At 63.7% G+C, this 15,720-nt stretch carries 13 protein-coding genes; 3 read left to right on the top strand and 10 right to left on the bottom strand.

What is annotated here, in order from left to right:
• The first annotated feature begins 192 nt into the window (after positions 1 to 192).
• The 3 genes from HZB53_08925 (at position 193) to HZB53_08915 (ending at position 3,927) form a co-directional block, all read left to right on the top strand.
• Positions 193 to 1,032, top strand: a complete 840-nt coding sequence (locus HZB53_08925; protein ID MBI5877760.1) for an FTR1 family protein — start codon at positions 193 to 195, stop codon at positions 1,030 to 1,032.
• A gap of 140 nt (positions 1,033 to 1,172) precedes the next feature.
• Entirely contained in the window at positions 1,173 to 1,943 is a 771-nt protein-coding gene (locus HZB53_08920; GenBank protein ID MBI5877759.1) for an enoyl-CoA hydratase/isomerase family protein, read from the top strand.
• A 142-nt stretch (positions 1,944 to 2,085) separates the two neighbouring features.
• Positions 2,086 to 3,927, top strand: a complete 1,842-nt coding sequence (locus tag HZB53_08915) for a S9 family peptidase (GenBank protein ID MBI5877758.1) — start codon at positions 2,086 to 2,088, stop codon at positions 3,925 to 3,927.
• A 46-nt stretch (positions 3,928 to 3,973) separates the two neighbouring features.
• Here HZB53_08915 and HZB53_08910 read toward each other — a convergent pair whose 3' ends face one another.
• From HZB53_08910 to HZB53_08865, 10 genes are all read right to left on the bottom strand, one after another.
• Positions 3,974 to 5,173 (bottom strand): ATPase, encoded by a 1,200-nt coding sequence (locus HZB53_08910; GenBank protein ID MBI5877757.1) that lies wholly within the window; start codon positions 5,171 to 5,173, stop codon positions 3,974 to 3,976.
• A 201-nt stretch (positions 5,174 to 5,374) separates the two neighbouring features.
• Positions 5,375 to 5,746 carry a VOC family protein gene (locus tag HZB53_08905; GenBank protein MBI5877756.1) on the bottom strand — a complete coding sequence of 124 codons (372 nt, stop codon included), beginning with the start codon at positions 5,744 to 5,746 and terminating at the stop codon, positions 5,375 to 5,377.
• A 517-nt stretch (positions 5,747 to 6,263) separates the two neighbouring features.
• Complete coding sequence (glgD, locus tag HZB53_08900; protein ID MBI5877755.1) at positions 6,264 to 7,517, bottom strand: glucose-1-phosphate adenylyltransferase subunit GlgD; 1,254 nt, start codon at positions 7,515 to 7,517, stop codon at positions 6,264 to 6,266.
• Positions 7,518 to 7,526: 9 nt separating this feature from the next.
• Complete coding sequence (locus tag HZB53_08895) at positions 7,527 to 8,789, bottom strand: glucose-1-phosphate adenylyltransferase (protein ID MBI5877754.1); 1,263 nt, start codon at positions 8,787 to 8,789, stop codon at positions 7,527 to 7,529.
• Positions 8,790 to 8,860: 71 nt separating this feature from the next.
• Complete coding sequence (locus tag HZB53_08890) at positions 8,861 to 9,238, bottom strand: GxxExxY protein (protein MBI5877753.1); 378 nt, start codon at positions 9,236 to 9,238, stop codon at positions 8,861 to 8,863.
• 51 nt (positions 9,239 to 9,289) lie between these two features.
• Positions 9,290 to 11,086, bottom strand: coding sequence for a hypothetical protein (locus tag HZB53_08885; protein MBI5877752.1), 1,797 nt, complete (start codon positions 11,084 to 11,086; stop codon positions 9,290 to 9,292).
• Positions 11,087 to 11,089: 3 nt separating this feature from the next.
• Positions 11,090 to 12,205 carry a carboxylate-amine ligase gene (locus HZB53_08880; GenBank protein ID MBI5877751.1) on the bottom strand — a complete coding sequence of 372 codons (1,116 nt, stop codon included), beginning with the start codon at positions 12,203 to 12,205 and terminating at the stop codon, positions 11,090 to 11,092.
• A gap of 164 nt (positions 12,206 to 12,369) precedes the next feature.
• Positions 12,370 to 13,725, bottom strand: a complete 1,356-nt coding sequence (locus HZB53_08875) for a hypothetical protein (GenBank protein ID MBI5877750.1) — start codon at positions 13,723 to 13,725, stop codon at positions 12,370 to 12,372.
• Positions 13,726 to 13,767: 42 nt separating this feature from the next.
• Complete coding sequence (locus tag HZB53_08870) at positions 13,768 to 14,616, bottom strand: hypothetical protein (protein ID MBI5877749.1); 849 nt, start codon at positions 14,614 to 14,616, stop codon at positions 13,768 to 13,770.
• A gap of 60 nt (positions 14,617 to 14,676) precedes the next feature.
• On the bottom strand, positions 14,677 to 15,708 hold the full coding sequence (locus HZB53_08865) for a hypothetical protein (GenBank protein MBI5877748.1): 1,032 nt from the start codon (positions 15,706 to 15,708) through the stop codon (positions 14,677 to 14,679).
• Positions 15,709 to 15,720: the final 12 nt, after the last annotated feature.

Genomic DNA, 15,720 nt, shown 5'->3' with positions numbered 1-15,720 from the left:
TTCCGGGGTCTTTGCCCCGGAAGTCCTTTGTTTATGGGTCGAAAGCGATCCATCCCTGTTTTTATTAATTCTCTCATACATATTGACAAAACAGATGCGTTAGCGTATACTAACGCCATTGGTTCGTATGGGCTTACGCCATAGCGAGGCCAAATTGAAGCGTTTCAACACTTACTGTCAGGGAGAGTCGTCATGTTTTCAGCGGTTCTGCTCGCGTTTCGCGAAGGGCTTGAGGCGGCGCTTGTGGTCGGGCTCCTGTTGGGTGCATTGGCCCAGATGGGCGACAGCCGGGGGCGTCGTTCGCTGGTTTGGGGCGGCGTGGCCGCTGCCGTCGCGGCCTCGATCGCCGTTGCCGTTGCGCTGACCGCCATCGGAATCGAGTTGGAAGGCGCGGCTGAGCAGATCTTCGAGGGCACGACATTTATGCTTGCGGCCATTGTGCTGACGTGGATGATCTTCTGGATGCGTTTCCAGGGCGCGCAGATGAAGGGCAAGTTTGAGCGCGAGGTGCGCCAGGCGATTACCGGCACTGGCGCCGGGTGGGGCCTGTTCAGCCTGGCGTTTCTGGCGGTCTTCCGTGAAGGCGTCGAAACGGCGCTGCTGCTGAGCGCCAATGCCTTCAGTTCGTCGGCGCAGGAAACGCTGACCGGCACGGCGATCGGGCTGGCCTGCGCTGTGGCGGTCGGCTATCTCATCTTCGCCACGACGGTGAAGCTCAGCACGCGCGAGTTCTTCCGCGTGACGAGCGTCATCCTGATTCTGTTCGCCGCCGGCCTGGTCGGACGGGGTGTGCATGAGTTCAACGAGGCCGCGATCGTGCCCGAGGTAATCGAACATGCCTGGGATACCAGCGCCATTCTGCCAACCGATACCCTGCTTGGCGCGCTGGTTCGCACGCTGTTTGGCTACAACCCGCGGCCGTCGCTGACCGAACTCATCGCCTATGCGGGCTACTACCTGATCGTGCTGGTCGGTAGCTGGCGCTTTGACCGGATAATCGCCCGTCGACCGGTCCCGGCACGCATCACCTGAGCGCGACTCGACGTACAGGCTGATGCAGCCATCCGCGCCCGATCGGGCGCGGATGGCTGTTTTTGTGCGCCGCAATGCGTGTATAATGTGAGCACCCACAGAGTGGTCGCGCCCGGTTTGGCGTTCGACCACCCACGACTATGACCTACACAAACCTGACGTATGCCAAGGCCGACGGTGTGGCGACGATCACGCTGGTGCACCCGCCGACTAACGCGATCAGCCGCGCCATGCTGATCGAACTCGATCAGGTGCTGGCCGCTATCGAGCAGGATGCGGCCACGCGCGCGGTGCTCGTCACCGGCAGCGGCGAACGCGCCTTCAGCGCCGGCGCCGATTTCCGCGAGTATGCCAGCGAAGAGGTCGAGGATTTCATGCGGCGCGGCGGGGAACTGTTCACGCGCATTGAGCACTTTCCGAAACCGGTGCTGGCGGCGATTAACGGGCACGCCTTTGGCGGCGGCCTCGAACTGGCGCTGGCGTGCCACCTGCGCTTCATGGTGGATTCGGCCGAACTGGCGTTCACCGAAGTGACGCTGGGTATCATGCCGGGCTGGGGCGGCACGCAGCGCCTGCCGCTGCTGGTGGGCCGCGCCCGCGCGCTGGAATACCTGTTGACCGGGGACCGCTGGAACGCGCAGGACGCGCTGATTGCCGGGCTGGTGAACCGTGTATACCGCGGTCCGGAGCTGATGGAGTCTTCACGCGCGTTCGCGCAGCGGCTGGCGGCCGGCGCGCCGCTGGCGCTGAGCGCGATCCTGGATGCCGTCGTACGCGGCGGCGAGCTCGGCATCGCCGATGGCTTGCACCTGGAAGCGGCGCATGCGCTGGAACTCGGCGAGAGCGAGGACGCCGTGATTGGCGTGTCGGCGATTGTCGAGGGCCGCTTGCCCCGTTTCATCGGGCGCTGAGCGCAGCCGAGAACGAGCAGGAAACGACTCAAGCGTGCGTGCGTTTGGCACGCTGCCGGACGAGTTGACCGCACGAAGTTAGCTGCCGGGCATTTGCCCGTGACGTTGCACCAATTTAGCCCGTAATTCTCGTGGAGTGACTATGCCGATTCTGTTCGAGAACTACCTCAATATCCGCCAGTCGTACGATCCCAAATTCACAGCCGACGGCAGCGCGCTGCTCTTCCTCAGCAATATCACCGGCTACCCGCAGTTGTGGCGCATGGAGGTCAACGGCGGCTGGCCGCACCAGTTGACGTTCGGGCGCGACCGCGTGACCGGTGCATGGCCGTCGCCCGCCGACGGTCGTATCATCTTCGCGCGCGATTCGGACGGTGACGAGAACGCGCAGTTGTTCATGATCAATGGCGACGGTAGCGAGGAGCGCCGGCTGACGAACGATGGCGGCACCATGCACGTGTTCGGCAGTTGGTCGGACGACGGCACGCAGATCGTCTTTGCCGCCAATCGCCGGCGGCCCGATCGCTACGATCTCTACGTGCAGGCGTTGAGCGCCGACGAGGCGACGTTGGTCTGGCAGAACGATGAGCCGGGCTTCCTGCGGCCGCTGGCGCTGGCGCCGGGCGGCGCGCGCGTGCTGGTGCAACTGGCGCGCAGCTCGATGAACCACGACCTGTACGAGTTCTCACTGCTTGACAAATCGGTGCACCTGCTGACGGCGCACGAAGGCGAAGTGCGCTACCATCATGCCGTCTACTCCGGCGACGGCCGCTCGCTCTTTTGCCTGTCGGACAGCGAGCGCGAGTTTTCAGGCGTCGTGCGTATCCGCCTGTCGGACCTGAAGAATCATTGGGTGGCGACGCCCGATGCCGAAGTGGAGATGCTGTCGGCTTCGCACGACGGGCGCATGCTGGCCTGGGGTGTCAACGCCGACGGTAAGATCGAACTGATGGTGCATGACCTGCTGACCGGCTCGACGCGGCTGGCGCCGGGCGTGCCGACCGGCGTGGTCAGCCCGGTGCAAGCCGACGCGCCGGAGTTCTCGCCGGACGACCGGTTGCTGGCTTTTGCGTTCTCGACGCCGACGCGCACCGCCGATCTGTGGGTCTGGGACGTGCAGAACGACCAGGCGCGTCAGGTCACGCACAGCGGCCATGCGGGCATCCCGCGGGCGTCGTTTGTGGAGCCCGAACTAGTGCACTACCCGACGTTTGACGGTCGACGCGTTCCGGCCTGGTACTATCGCGCCCAGCGCGAAGGGCGCAAGCCGGTAATCGTGCATGTGCACGGCGGCCCGGAGGGCCAGACACAGCCGATGCTGTTCCCGATCTTGCAATACTTCGTACAGTGCGGCTATTCGGTGCTGTCGCCCAATGTGCGCGGTTCGACCGGCTATGGCAAATCGTATGTGCACCTGGACGATGTGGATAAGCGCATGGACGCCGTGGCCGATCTGGCGCACGCGGCGCTCTGGCTGAAGCAGCAACCCGACGTGGACCCGGGCCGAATCGCCGTGTACGGCGGCAGTTACGGCGGCTTCATGGTGCTGGCGGCGCTGACGAACTTCCCGGATTTGTGGGCGGCCGGCGTCGATATCGTCGGCATCAGCAACCTGCTGACATTCCTGCAGAATACCAGTTCGTACCGCCGGGAGCACCGCGAGGCCGAATACGGCTCGCTGGAGCGCGACCGCGCATTCCTGGAGCGCATCTCGCCGATCCGCTACGTGGACCGCATCCGCGCGCCGCTGTTTATCGTGCACGGCGCTAACGACCCGCGCGTGCCGCTCTCCGAGGCGCAGCAGATTGCGGACGCGCTGCGCGCGCGCAACGTGCCGGTGGAGATGCTCGTCTATTCCGACGAAGGGCACGGGTTGGTCAGGCTGGCGAACAAGCTCGACGCCTACCCGCGCATCGCACGGTTCCTCGCCGCGGCGTTCGCGGAAGAGCCGAGCAAGATCCCACCGCCGACGCTGGCGCGATAAGGACATCCAGACCTAACAGGTCTTCAACCCGCGAGGTCTGTGTATGTTACAGCGGCTTGTCGATCGGCGGCAGGACGGCCAGGAACTCCTGCGTGAAGCGCTCCGCGTATGACCCCAGCAGGCGCTCGATGCGCTCGGCGTCCGGGCCGGCGACGATCAGCCCGGCGAAGTAAGGGCGCGTCGTGCGCCATGCGACCTCGGGGTCGCTGAACTGCATCAGGTCCGGATGCTCCTGCCGCGCGAGGCAGTTCAGGATGCCGGCGTAGCCTTCCCTGATGGCCGGAAGCTCGTAGCGCTCGCCGCGGGCATGCGCCAACTCGACGCGCGGCCACTCGCGCCAGAGGTTGACGCCGGTTGCATAGGTCACCATGTCGGCGAGGTTCGCGCCGCCAACGCGCGCCGCCGCTTCAAGGAAGTACAGCTTCCCATCGGCGTCGGCCTGGATGAACTCGATGTGGTTGACGCCGCGCACCATGCCGAGTGTCTTGATCACGTTCCGGTTGAGGCCGCTCAGCGCCCGCGCCAGCGGATCGTCGCGGCGCATGATACGCGAGGTGAAGACGCCACCGCCGTGCGACACGGTCAGTGGCGGCCGCCCGTAGGCCGATACCACGCTGAACTGTACTTCGCCATCCCACACGATCGCGTCGGCATGAAAGACGTTGCCCGGCACGAACTGCTCCAGCAGGTAGTGCGACTGCTCGTCGCCGAGCCGGTTGAGCCAGTCCCAGAGTTCATCCGATGAGCCAATTTTCTTGATGCCCATCGCGCCGGCCGAGCCGCGCGGCTTGAGCATCCACGGTGCGGGCACGCGCGCCATGAAGTCGCGGATGCGGTCGTAGTTGATGACGCCGACAAACTCCGGCACCGCGATGCCGCCCTCGCGTGCGCGCTCGCGCATGGAGAGCTTGTCGCGGAAGAAGCGAATTGCCGTTTCGCCCAGGCCGGGGATGCGCAGGTGCTCGCGCAGCGCAGCGGCGATCTCGCCGTCGAAGTCGTCGAGCGGGAAGATGCGGTCGATGCGGCGCGTGCGTGCCAGATAGGAGACGGCGTTGAGCATATGCTCGCGGTCCTTCAGTTCTGGCATGAAGAACAGTTCATCGATTGCCTGGCGCGGCCATTCCTCGTCTTTCCACTTCTCGCGCGTGATCAGGATGACGTGCGCGCCGAGGTCGTGGCACGCCTCAATCAGTTGCTGGCCCTTGAACTCGGTGGACAGGCACAGGAAGATCGGCTTTGCGGTCATGGAGTCCTCGGGTGGAGCATGGTTTGCCGTACCGCTATCGTCACGATTGTACCATAGCCACGCCAAAGGCCGGACTGGGCGGCTGATCGGGGGCCCACCAATGGCAAGACCCGAAGGGTTTCTGGCGCTCCACGCGCATTGGAGCGTGTTCGGCGAAACCCTTCGGGTCTGTGAAATTGTGCAGCGGCGTTCGCTCGCCGGCTAGCTGACTGCGCCCATTTCTATCGGGGTAAAGAGCGCCATGCGGTTGCCGGTCGGGTCGCTGAAATGCGCGAACCACCCGATGTTGGGAATCTCGTGCCGGGGCATCAGCGTCTTGCCGCCCGCCTGCTCGACCTGCTTGAGCGATGCTTCGATGTCGGCGGTGTAGAGGTAAATGAGCGGCTGGCTCACCGGCATCTCGTCGCTGACCGGGTTGAAGCCGCCGCCCGGCCCGCCTTCGGCGGCAAAGGTGGTGTAGTTGAACTGCGGCATGTGCTCGGTCTTCCAGCCAAACGCTTCTTTGTAGAACCTGGCGGCGACCGCCAGATCACTGGCTGGAATCTCGATGTGGATGATCGGATGTGACGGCATGTGACTCCCTCCTGGGGATTAGAATATACGTTCGATTTCAAGCTTACAACGAACAACCGTTCGTGTCAAGTGGATGTCGCAAAAAGCAGCAATTCTCATTTTGGCCTTGGGCGGGTACTTTCCAATGCCGACTTGCTATGAACTGGCCCCCCTGGTGCTTGTCACGCAAGCTGGCTCGACAAGAAAGCGGCGTTGCCCTCCCCGTTAGCTTTTCCCCTGCTCCCCCGCGCGCGCGGGGGAGCAGGGGCCAGGGGATGAGGAGGCAACCTGGCGGCCGACTCCAAAATGAGAATTGCTGCGCGAAAAGGGTATACCGCCAAACTGTCGGAGCTGCGCCCCCTCGTCATGCCGGCATGGTGTTAGCCGGCACCCACTGTCTCCAAAGCCAGCGCCGCCTTTTTGAGTGGATTCCGGCGGACATCGAAACATGCCGGAATGACGGTCTGGCTTTCCGTGCGATCCCTACACTTTTGCGGTATGCCTTCGCAAAAAGCCGCCCCTGAGGGCGGCGAGTGAGTTATGGAACGCTGGCGCCGCTCGGGACGCGGCCGCCCGGCGGGAACGCGCGCTCCGGCTGGTCCGGCGCGATCTCGACATTGCGACCAATGACGATCCTGGCCGGCAGGCGTGTTCGCTTGCCGATCAGCGTCACGCCTGTGTTGAGCCGGTGCGGTGCGCGCGCGTTGGGCGTGTTGTCGGTGCCGCCGCCGATTTGCGCACCGGCGCCGATGACCACCTGCTTGTCGCAGATGACCCGGTCGAGCACCGCGTTTTCGCCGATGACGGCGTCGTTCATGATGATCGAGTCGCGCACGATCGCACCGGGCGCGACGTACACGCCGGGCGAGATGACCGAGTGCGAGACGTTGCCGTCCACCATGCAGCCGTCGCACAGCAAGTTGCCGTCCACCCGCGCCTCGGCGCCGATGAGGGCGGCGGGCCGTTCCTCGCTGCGCGTGTGGATGATCCACTCCGGGTCGTGCAGATTGAGCGCCGGCGACTCGGCCAGCAACGCCATGTTCGCTTCCCAGTACGACTGAATATTGCCGACGTCGTCCCAGAAACCGTGGAATGCATAGGCGTGAACGTGCCGCTCCTTGACAAGGGTAGGGAACACATCGCGCCCGAAGTCGTGCTGGCCCTTTCCGGGGCCGGTCAGCCATTCGATCAGTACGTCGCGCCGGAAAACATAGATACCCATGGACGCCAGCGTGGCGCGCGTACGCTCCGGCTTTTCCTCGAACTGTGTGACGCGGCCACTGCCATCGGTCGCGATCATGCCGAAGCGATACACGTCGAGCGGGTTCACGGGGCGCACGGCCAGCGTGACGTCAGCGTCGCTGGCGGCGTGCGCGGCGAGCAGTTCGCCATAGTTCATCTTGTAGATGTGGTCGCCGGCCAGAATCAGCACCGGGTCGACGTCGTGCTCGAGCACGTAGTCGAGGTTGAAGCGTACGGCGTCGGCGGTGCCTTCCTGCCAGGTGCCGGCCTCGCCGCGCCGCCGCTGGTACGGCTGCAGCAAGCGCACGCCGCCGCGCGCGCGATCGAGGTCCCACGGCTTGCCGATGCCGATATGCTCGTTGAGCGAGCGCGGCTGGTACTGCGTCAGCACGGCCACGTGGAAGATGCCGGAGTTCACGCAGTTGGACAACACGAAGTCGATGATGCGGTACTTGCCGGCAAACGGCAGGGCCGCTTCGGAGCGCTGCGCGGTCAGGACGCCGAGGCCGGCGCCCTCGCCGCCGGCCAGGATCATCGCCAGTGGTTCCATGTCACACTCTCATTTCACGGTGGCGCCGCTGGGCACCCGCCCGGCAAATGCGCTGAACGCCTCTTCGGGCACGCCGGTTTGTACGACGACATTGCGCCCGATCCAGTGGTCGGCCGGGATACGTGCGCCCTTACCGACCACGGTGATGCCGCCGTACAATTTGTCGGGTTGCGCAACGTTCGGCGTGTTGTCGTCGCCCGCACCCAACTGCGTGCGGTGCCCGATGACGGCGTCTTTGTCCACGATGACGCGCTCCAGTCGCGCGTCCGGGCCGATCCAGGCGTCATTCATCACGATCGAGTCGCGCACCACCGCGCCGGGCATAACCTGCACGCCGGGCGAGAGCACCGAATTCTCCACGCTGCCGCGCACGACGCAACCGTTGCAGACCATACTGCGCACCACGCGCCCCTGCAGCCCGATCTTGACGGGCGGACGCTCCTGGCTCAGCGTGTGGATCGTCCACTCGCTGTCATACAGGTTCAGCGGCGGCGCCGGCGCGAGCAGCGCGAGGTTCGTTTCCCAGTACGACTGAATGGTGCCGACATCGACCCAGTAGCCGTCGAAGGCATACGCGAAACAACGCGCATTGTCGATCATGTCCGGAATGATGTGCTTGCCGAAATCGAGGTCGGGGTGCGCGGTGGCCCCGCGCGACAGGCGGTCGGCCAGCACATCCGGCTTGAAGATGTAGATGCCCATCGACGCCAGCGTGCCTTTGTCGCGTGCTTTGGGCTTCTCGTAGAAAGCGGTGATGTGCAGGTCGTCATCGACTTGCATGATCCCGAAGCGGTCGGTCTCCTTCAGCGGTACGTGCATCACGCCGACGGTCAGATCCGCATTGTGCAGCGTATGAAACGCCAGCATCGGGCGGTAGTCCATCTTGTAGATATGATCGCCCGATAGGAGGATGACCCGATCCGGGTTCTCGTTGCGGATGTGGTCGAGGTTCTGCAGAACGGCATCGGCCGTGCCGCCGTACCACGACTGGCCGCTGCGACCCTGATACGGCTGCAGCAGGCGCACGCCGCCGCGCGCGCGGTCGAGGTCCCACGGTTTGCCGATGCCGATATGCCGGTTCAGCGAGTGCGGGTGGTATTGCGTGAGGACGGCGATATTGAAGATATCCGAGTTCACACAGTTAGACAGCGTGAAGTCGATGATGCGGTAGCGTCCGGCGAATGGCACCGCCGGCTTCGACCGTTCATCGGACAGCACCGACAGCCGCGTGCCGGCGCCGCCGGCCATGATGATCGCGAGGACGTCAGACATAACGCCAATTCCTTATCCACGAAGGGACACGAAAGAACACCAATGATTCAAAACCGAATTCGGCTGTGCCGTTACCAGACGAAACGCTTCCAGTCGAGTTTGCCGGGACGCCCAAAGTTGATCAACAGTCCGACTTTCATGCCACTGGCACGGAGATGGTTGAGAAGCTGACCTTCTTCAATCCCGCTCATCTGTTCAAGTGCCTTGATCTCAACGATGATCTGCCCGTAACACAGGTAGTCAGCGACGTATGATTTGGCAAGCCTGTGGCCTTTGTAGCTGATCGCAAGCGGTTTCTGCGATTCGAACGGAATCCCTTTCGCCACAAGCTCAATTTCCAGCGCTTCCTGATACACTCCCTCAAGGAATCCGTGACCGAGTGTGCGATGAACCTCAATCGCAGCGCCGATAATCGCGAACACTGCGTCTTTGAGCAATAGATCTGTCATACGCTACTGAAGCTTTGTTTCTCTTGGTGTTCCTTCGTGTCCCTTCGTGGATCAGAACAGCCGCTGCAGTTCCGGCAGCAGATACTGCTCGACGACGACAGACCACGACATGCGCTGTGCGAGGGCGGCGCCGTCTTCCAGCAACTGGCGCGCGGCTGCGTCGTCGCGTGGCAGCCGCTCGGCGATCACGCCCGCGACGCGACGCGCCTCGTTGCCTTCGACAAAGTCGCGCTCCCACTGGCCGATGCCGAGCAACTGCCCCAGGCCAAGCCCCTGGTAACGCGCCGGGAGGCTGACGTAATCGGCCAGCACGATGTTGGGCAATTCGATGCCACCGGCGCGGCTGATGAAGCCGACGCAGCCGCACGTGTTGCTGAGGCAGCAGAGCGCGCCGGATGCCAGCGGTTCGACCTGGCCGATGCCAAACGGCTCGTAGATCGACTGCCCGAACTCCAGATCCGTGCCGTTGCGCAGATCGGCGAAGCCGATGTCGGCCGGCATGCGCGCGCCGCACCGTTCCCGGCTGAACCCAAACTGGTTGATGAACACGATCCGAGTGGTGTGTGCGATGCGGTTGAACTGCTGCACCGCATCGAAGTACGCGAATTCGAGATCCGCCAGGTCGCCGTTGTCGCTCCGGTGGTTGACCGGCCAGCCGTACTCGCGCTCCCAACGGTGAACATCGTCGCTGTGCCGTCCGGCCGGCAGTGACGACGTCAAAGCGAACAGCACTGCGCTCTCGCCGCGCTCCACGAGTTGGCGGTCGAGGTGCTCCATGACGCGTAGATCGCGCCAGAGCGCCTTGCTGGAGACCAATCGCGTCACATGCGAGAAGATCCACGACGGGCGAATGCCGAGCAGGTTCTGCACGTACTGCTGGAGCTTTTGCTTGCTGGCCCGGCGGGCGTCGAGGGTGACGTTCGGAGACGGCACCCCGTTGTAGACGAGGGCGATGGGGCGATGCGCGAATGCCGGGGAGAGGAAGCGCAACTCGTCCACAACGAGGTCGCCGACAGCGAGGATGCTATCACACCGGCTGGCCGCGAGCAGCAGCGCATGTTTGAAGAAACCGCGCCAGTCGCCGAAAACCTGTTCCAGCGACAACCCCCGGTCGCGCGCCGCGAACATGGCATTGTAGAAGCGCGTGTCGTGTCCGTTGTGGTTCTCGACGAGCGCGCGGGCTGTAGCCGCCTCGTGGGCGTAGAACACGGTGCGCCAGACGTCGGGCTGGTGGCGTTTGGCGCAGAATGCGACCGGCAGTCCCAGCCACTCATGCGCCATGATCGCGGCGCGTCCCGGTTGGCTGTCGGCCAGTGCGCGCACCGCAGCGAACGACGGCTCGGCGGCCTGGATATACGACTCGTACTCGGGATAGGCCTGGTAGCGGTACGAGTCAATCCCGTAGCGTTCCCAGAGGTGGAACTTGAAGTCGTTGGTCGCCTGCGCGGCGGCGCTGCGCGACTCGACCAGCAAGACCTCGTGTTCAGCTTCGCCAAACGCGCGCGTACCGTACAGGATGCGCACCCGGTAGCCGATTTCCACTTGTTCGAGCGCCCGCGCCACTTCCGGCGGCACGTCGTAGAGCCCGTCATTGGAAGAGTACCGGGCGCGGAAGCCGTTACCGGGCGCGTAGAGCCGCTCCATCGCGCGCCCGTTCCACGGATCGAACGGTCCCACGAGAATGGTACGCCGCACCGCGCGGTTGTACGCCGGCTGCCGCAGCAAGCCGTCGAGCACCGCGCCGATGCCGCCCACTTTGTAACCGGCTTCGTGCGTAGCGTGTACCAGCAGGTCGAGGCTGACGTCGTCGCTAATCGTGCTTGAGGCCGCAGGCACCTGGTTAGACACGGGTTATCGGACGCCTTCCTCGGTTTCGGCGATGATGCGGTCCACCACGGCGCGCAGGCTGTTGGTCTGCTTGAACGTCTCCAGTTGGCGGTCGGCGCTGGAGCCTTCTTCGAGGATGCGGTAGGCGTAGGCGACTTCCTTGCGGCTGCCCAATTCATCGACCACGTCGCCGATAAACCAGTCCAGCAGTTCGTGGATCAGTTCGCGCGCCGGCATCTCGGTCTCCTTGCCGAAGTCGATCAGCTTGCCGTGCAGGCCGTAGCGCACCGCGCGCCACTTGTTCTCCTCGATCAGCGCGTTCGGGTACTTGCGGAAGGTGATGTTGTCGCGGCGCATCTTCCAGAGCTTGTAGATGATCGCCTGGAAGATTGCGGCGATGGCAATTGCCTCGTCCACACGCGTGCAGACGTCGCAGACGCGGAACTCGAGCGTCGGATACTTAGCGTTGGGGCGCGCGTCCCACCAGATCTTGCTGCCGTCTGGAATGCTGTTCGTCCGCACCAGGAAATCCACGAAGCCCTTGAATTCCGCGTACGAGCCGAATTCGCGCGGGATACCGGTGCGCGGAAAGTTGCGGAAGATGATGCTGCGGTACGACTGCAAGCCGGTGTCGCGGCCGTTCCAGAACGGTGACGAGTTGGACAGGCACATGACGTGCGGCATGAAGTAGCGCGACACGTTCATCGCGTCGATCAGGAACTCGGGGTCTTCGATGCCGATGTGGATGTGCGTGCCGAAGATCAGTAGGCGCTGCGCCAGGTCGGCCATGTCCTGCCGCACGCCGAGGTAGCGCTCATACGGCGTGATCTCGGAGTCGATCCATTTCGAGAATGGGTGCGAGCCGGCGGCCGCGATGCGCAGGCCGTTCTTGTACGCCAGGTCCATGACGCCCCGGCGCAGCCGCACCAGTTCGGCGCGCGCTTCGGCCGGCGTCCGGCACACGTTGGTGCCGATCTCGATCGTGGACGCGTGCAGTTCGGGCTTGATATACTGCTCCATCATCGTCATCTTGCCCTCTTCCAGCAACTCCGTGATGTACGACTTGAGCTCGCGCGTTTCCGGATCGATGATCTGGTACTCTTCCTCGATGCCGATGCTGAACGACGGGGTCTGGGCCATGAACTCGCTCCCTCCGGGCAGGTTGGCGATGCTACGGCGTTTCCCGCATTGATCTGATATGCTCGGTGTCAGGTCGCGTAGGGGCGGTCTCTGACCCGCCCACCGGACAGGTCAAAGACCTGTCCCTACGCCAGCCGTCATGCCGGTTCTTTCGGGAAACAGCTTTAGTCGCGTTGTTCGATGACGAAGGTCGGCACGGTCGAACCGCCGCCGGCCGTGACGTTCAAGAGCGCCGCCGTGCTGATGCGCGTGAGACAGCCCGACATGTAATTGCCGTACCAGATGTACGGATTGGTGTCGAGCATGCGGTCGTAGATATCCACCTGGCCGTCGACGAACGAGGGGAACGGCTCGCTCGGCAAGGTCACGCGCTTCTGCACGATCGTGGGCGACGAGAGGTATTCCTTGAGTTTAGCCTCCCACTCCGTCTGGTCAACCGTCCAGCCGAGGACGATCCCTTTGCCGCCGTACTCGTCGGACGGCTTCAGCACGAAATCGTTGCGGCGCGCGGACAGGTAGGGCAGCAGGTCGACTTTCGCGCCGTCGATCACGGCGCGGCGCTCAGCCAGCAGGCGGGTCCACGGTATCGTCGCATCGATCGCCTGGCGCTGTGCCGGGGTAAACAGGTGAGCATTGCGCTCGTCGCTCAGGACGGCCAGGCTGGTCTTGCGGTGCAGAATCTTGCAGCGGAACGAATTGACCATGCACACGGCGCCGTCGCGGACCGCCTGCACGACCGGCCCGTCGATCCCGCAGCGTTCGATCAACTCGGTGATGAGCACGCGCTTGTAAATAAGCGTGATGTGATACGTGCCCGCCATCAATTTGCCGTTGCGGTACTCCACCTCGCGCGGGTCTACGATGCGGCTCTCGTACCCCTGCGACGCGAAGTAGTCGTTGAAGAGCACGAACTCGCTGTAGGTCGGCACTTCGCGCCAATCGAGGATCGCGATGTTCGGCCGCTCGCGCCCGCCCCACTGGCGATACGAGTCGAGCAGGGCGTGCATCGTGTGGTGGCGGGCGGGCAGCTTGACTACTTCATACTGCTTCTCAAACTCGCGCATGATGCGCATGCCGTAGAAGATCTCGGTGAGCGACTCGTTGTAGGCGGCCGCGGCGGGAACTTCGGCGTTGTACTCGGTGAACGCGATCGTGCCGTCGTCGGTCAGGTAAAACGAATCCATGCGCGCGGTCGGGCTCGGCGCGGCGTAGCGCGGCTCAATGCGAATAAGCTCCTCTTCCCAGTCGGCCAGCCCGAACTGCGCCCGCACGTTCGGGTCGGCCAGCGCGGCGCGATAGGCGCGGTCGAAGGCCGGCATGACGGCGCTGATCGCATTCTGCAGGCGGCGATACTGCGCGGTAGTGAGAAAGCGCGGGCGCAGCACGGTGCACATCTTGCGCGAGCCGAAGAAGAGCCCACGCCGCCGGTGCTGGTCGTCGAGTTGCCAGTCGCTCTCGGCGGCGACGTCATCGGTCAGCAGTCCGTGATAGGTTTCAATCGCGTCGTGCAGGTTTGTCATGGAAGGCGCTCCGGTGTGCGCGCCGCCGGCGGAGTCAGGCGGCTATGAGTTGGATCGGAAAGCCTGCGTGACCAGATTGCGGTCGAAGAACCCGCTCGCCTCGCCTTCGGCCGCGTAGCGGTACACGGCGGCCGTGTAGATGCTCGACAGCGCCGAGCTCACAAGCGCGAGCGCCACCAGGATCACGGCGAAGACGGCCCCGGTGCCAATGATCAGCGCGGTCGATTCGGCCATCACGGCCAGCATGATGAGCAGGATCATGAGCATGATCACGAAGAAAAATACCAGCCCGGTCACGGCGCCAATACCGAGGTTGCCGGCCACTTGCTCGCCCCATGTTTTCTTGAGATAGGTGACGCTGCGCTTGATGGCGTCAATTGGGCCGACTTCCTCATTTACAAGAATCGGTACGGCCAGAAATGTGGCCAAGCCCCAGGCCATGCCGATGAGTGAGGCGACGATGCGCCCTAAGCTGTTGTTGCGGCCTGACAACGCCCGCAGAATCATGCCGACGGTTGCAGAGATGACGGCATAACCGAGGATCGCGCTAAGGTGCTTATTGGCGATGCGCAGTCCGTCGCCGACCGTCGGGTCGCCGCCGCGCAGGCGGATCAGCGCGGCGCCGACCAGCGCCGAGTTGCAGTAGATGACGACAAAGTACTGGACAACGTAATACAGAAAGCCGATCACATAGCCGACGATGGGCACGCCGCCGCCGGTCGTCGCGGCATCAAAGATGCCGGCCAGGAAGGTCGGCACGCTGAACGTGGCCATAACCAGCACCGATGCAATCGCCGACAGGATCGGGAAGACCAGCAACTCCTTGTCGGCCGCCAGCACGCGGGCGCTGGCTTTTACCAATTCCCATGAGTTCGACAGTCGCGAGAACATGATCTCTCCTTGGCGGCGTGCCGGGCAACTCCCCGGTGCGCCATGTCATTGTTGAGGCGGCTAGCCTGCGCCGTCCTTCTTCTTTCGCGTCGTCGTGCGCGGCTTCTTCGGCTTCGCCTCCGGCGCGGCGGCTTCCGCAACAACCGGAGCGGCGGTCTGGGCCGCCGGTGCGCCACCGCCAAAGAAGCGGCTCCAGCGCATTTCCAGGCTCTGCGGCTGCGGCTCTTTGGCCAGCCGGATGCACAGGTCGGCCATGTGGCTCACGCACCAGAGGTGGCGCGGCTCGCCGAGCGAGTGGGTGTCCATGTCGGGCGCCGGGTTCATGAAATCGATCGCGTACGGCACGCCGTCCTTGATCGCCAGTTCCACCGTGTTCATGTCGTAACCGAGTGCGGACACGAGCGCCTTGCAATCTTTCACGACGCGCTCATACAGTTCGGGCGACAGCGTGTGATCCTCATACTTGCGATGGTTCGGATCGTAGTTCATGACGAGCACGTCGTCCTGCCCGAGGCACATCACGCGCACGTAGCTGTCCCACTCGATGTACTCTTGCAGCACCATCGTCAGGAGGCCGCTCGCATTGTAGGCGTGCCACAACTCATCCCAGTTGCTGATCTTGTTGACATTCTTCCAGCCACCGCCGTGGGCGTCCTTGAGAATCACGGGGAAGCCGCCGAGATACTCGACGTGCTCGGTCCACGGCACGGGGTACTTCAGGTTGCGCAGGCTTTCGCTGTGGACAATGCCTGGCACATACTCCTTGTTGGGCAGCACCACGGTCTTCGGACTCGCCACGCCGAGCCGGGTGGCGAGCGACGCCTCGAAAAACTTGTCGTCCGCCGTCCACATGAACGGGTTGTTGATGACGTGCGCGCCCTGGAGGATGGCGTTCTTCAGATATGAGCGGTAGTACGGCACCTCGTGCGAGATGCGATCGACCAGCACGGCGTACTCGCACGGCTCGTTCATGCGCGTTCCGCCCAGCTTGGCGTATTCGGCCGTCACTCCCGCAGCGCGCTTGTTCACCTCTTCAATGAACGCGGGCGGCCAGGACCACTCGCGGCCCACGATCACTCCGATTTTATGCATGCGCTTTGTCTC

This window comes from Chloroflexota bacterium (assembly GCA_016235055.1).
GTDB lineage: Bacteria > Chloroflexota > Anaerolineae > JACRMK01 > JACRMK01 > JACRMK01.
This window is presented reverse-complemented; position numbering and strand designations above follow the sequence as displayed.

Bases quoted from the DNA above. Each gene is read 5' to 3' on its own strand.
- HZB53_08910 (MBI5877757.1), bottom strand. From the start codon at position 5,173: ATGACCGCAAAGCCGATCTTCCTGTGCCTGTCCACCGAGTTCAAGGGC.
- HZB53_08920 (MBI5877759.1), top strand. From the start codon at position 1,173: ATGACCTACACAAACCTGACGTATGCCAAGGCCGACGGTGTGGCGACG.
- HZB53_08915 (MBI5877758.1), top strand. From the start codon at position 2,086: ATGCCGATTCTGTTCGAGAACTACCTCAATATCCGCCAGTCGTACGAT.
- HZB53_08880 (MBI5877751.1), bottom strand. From the start codon at position 12,205: ATGGCCCAGACCCCGTCGTTCAGCATCGGCATCGAGGAAGAGTACCAG.
- HZB53_08875 (MBI5877750.1), bottom strand. From the start codon at position 13,725: ATGACAAACCTGCACGACGCGATTGAAACCTATCACGGACTGCTGACC.
- HZB53_08895 (MBI5877754.1), bottom strand. From the start codon at position 8,789: ATGTCTGACGTCCTCGCGATCATCATGGCCGGCGGCGCCGGCACGCGG.
- HZB53_08870 (MBI5877749.1), bottom strand. From the start codon at position 14,616: ATGTTCTCGCGACTGTCGAACTCATGGGAATTGGTAAAAGCCAGCGCC.
- HZB53_08905 (MBI5877756.1), bottom strand. From the start codon at position 5,746: ATGCCGTCACATCCGATCATCCACATCGAGATTCCAGCCAGTGATCTG.
- HZB53_08925 (MBI5877760.1), top strand. From the start codon at position 193: ATGTTTTCAGCGGTTCTGCTCGCGTTTCGCGAAGGGCTTGAGGCGGCG.
- HZB53_08865 (MBI5877748.1), bottom strand. From the start codon at position 15,708: ATGCATAAAATCGGAGTGATCGTGGGCCGCGAGTGGTCCTGGCCGCCC.
- glgD (MBI5877755.1), bottom strand. From the start codon at position 7,517: ATGGAACCACTGGCGATGATCCTGGCCGGCGGCGAGGGCGCCGGCCTC.
- HZB53_08890 (MBI5877753.1), bottom strand. From the start codon at position 9,238: ATGACAGATCTATTGCTCAAAGACGCAGTGTTCGCGATTATCGGCGCT.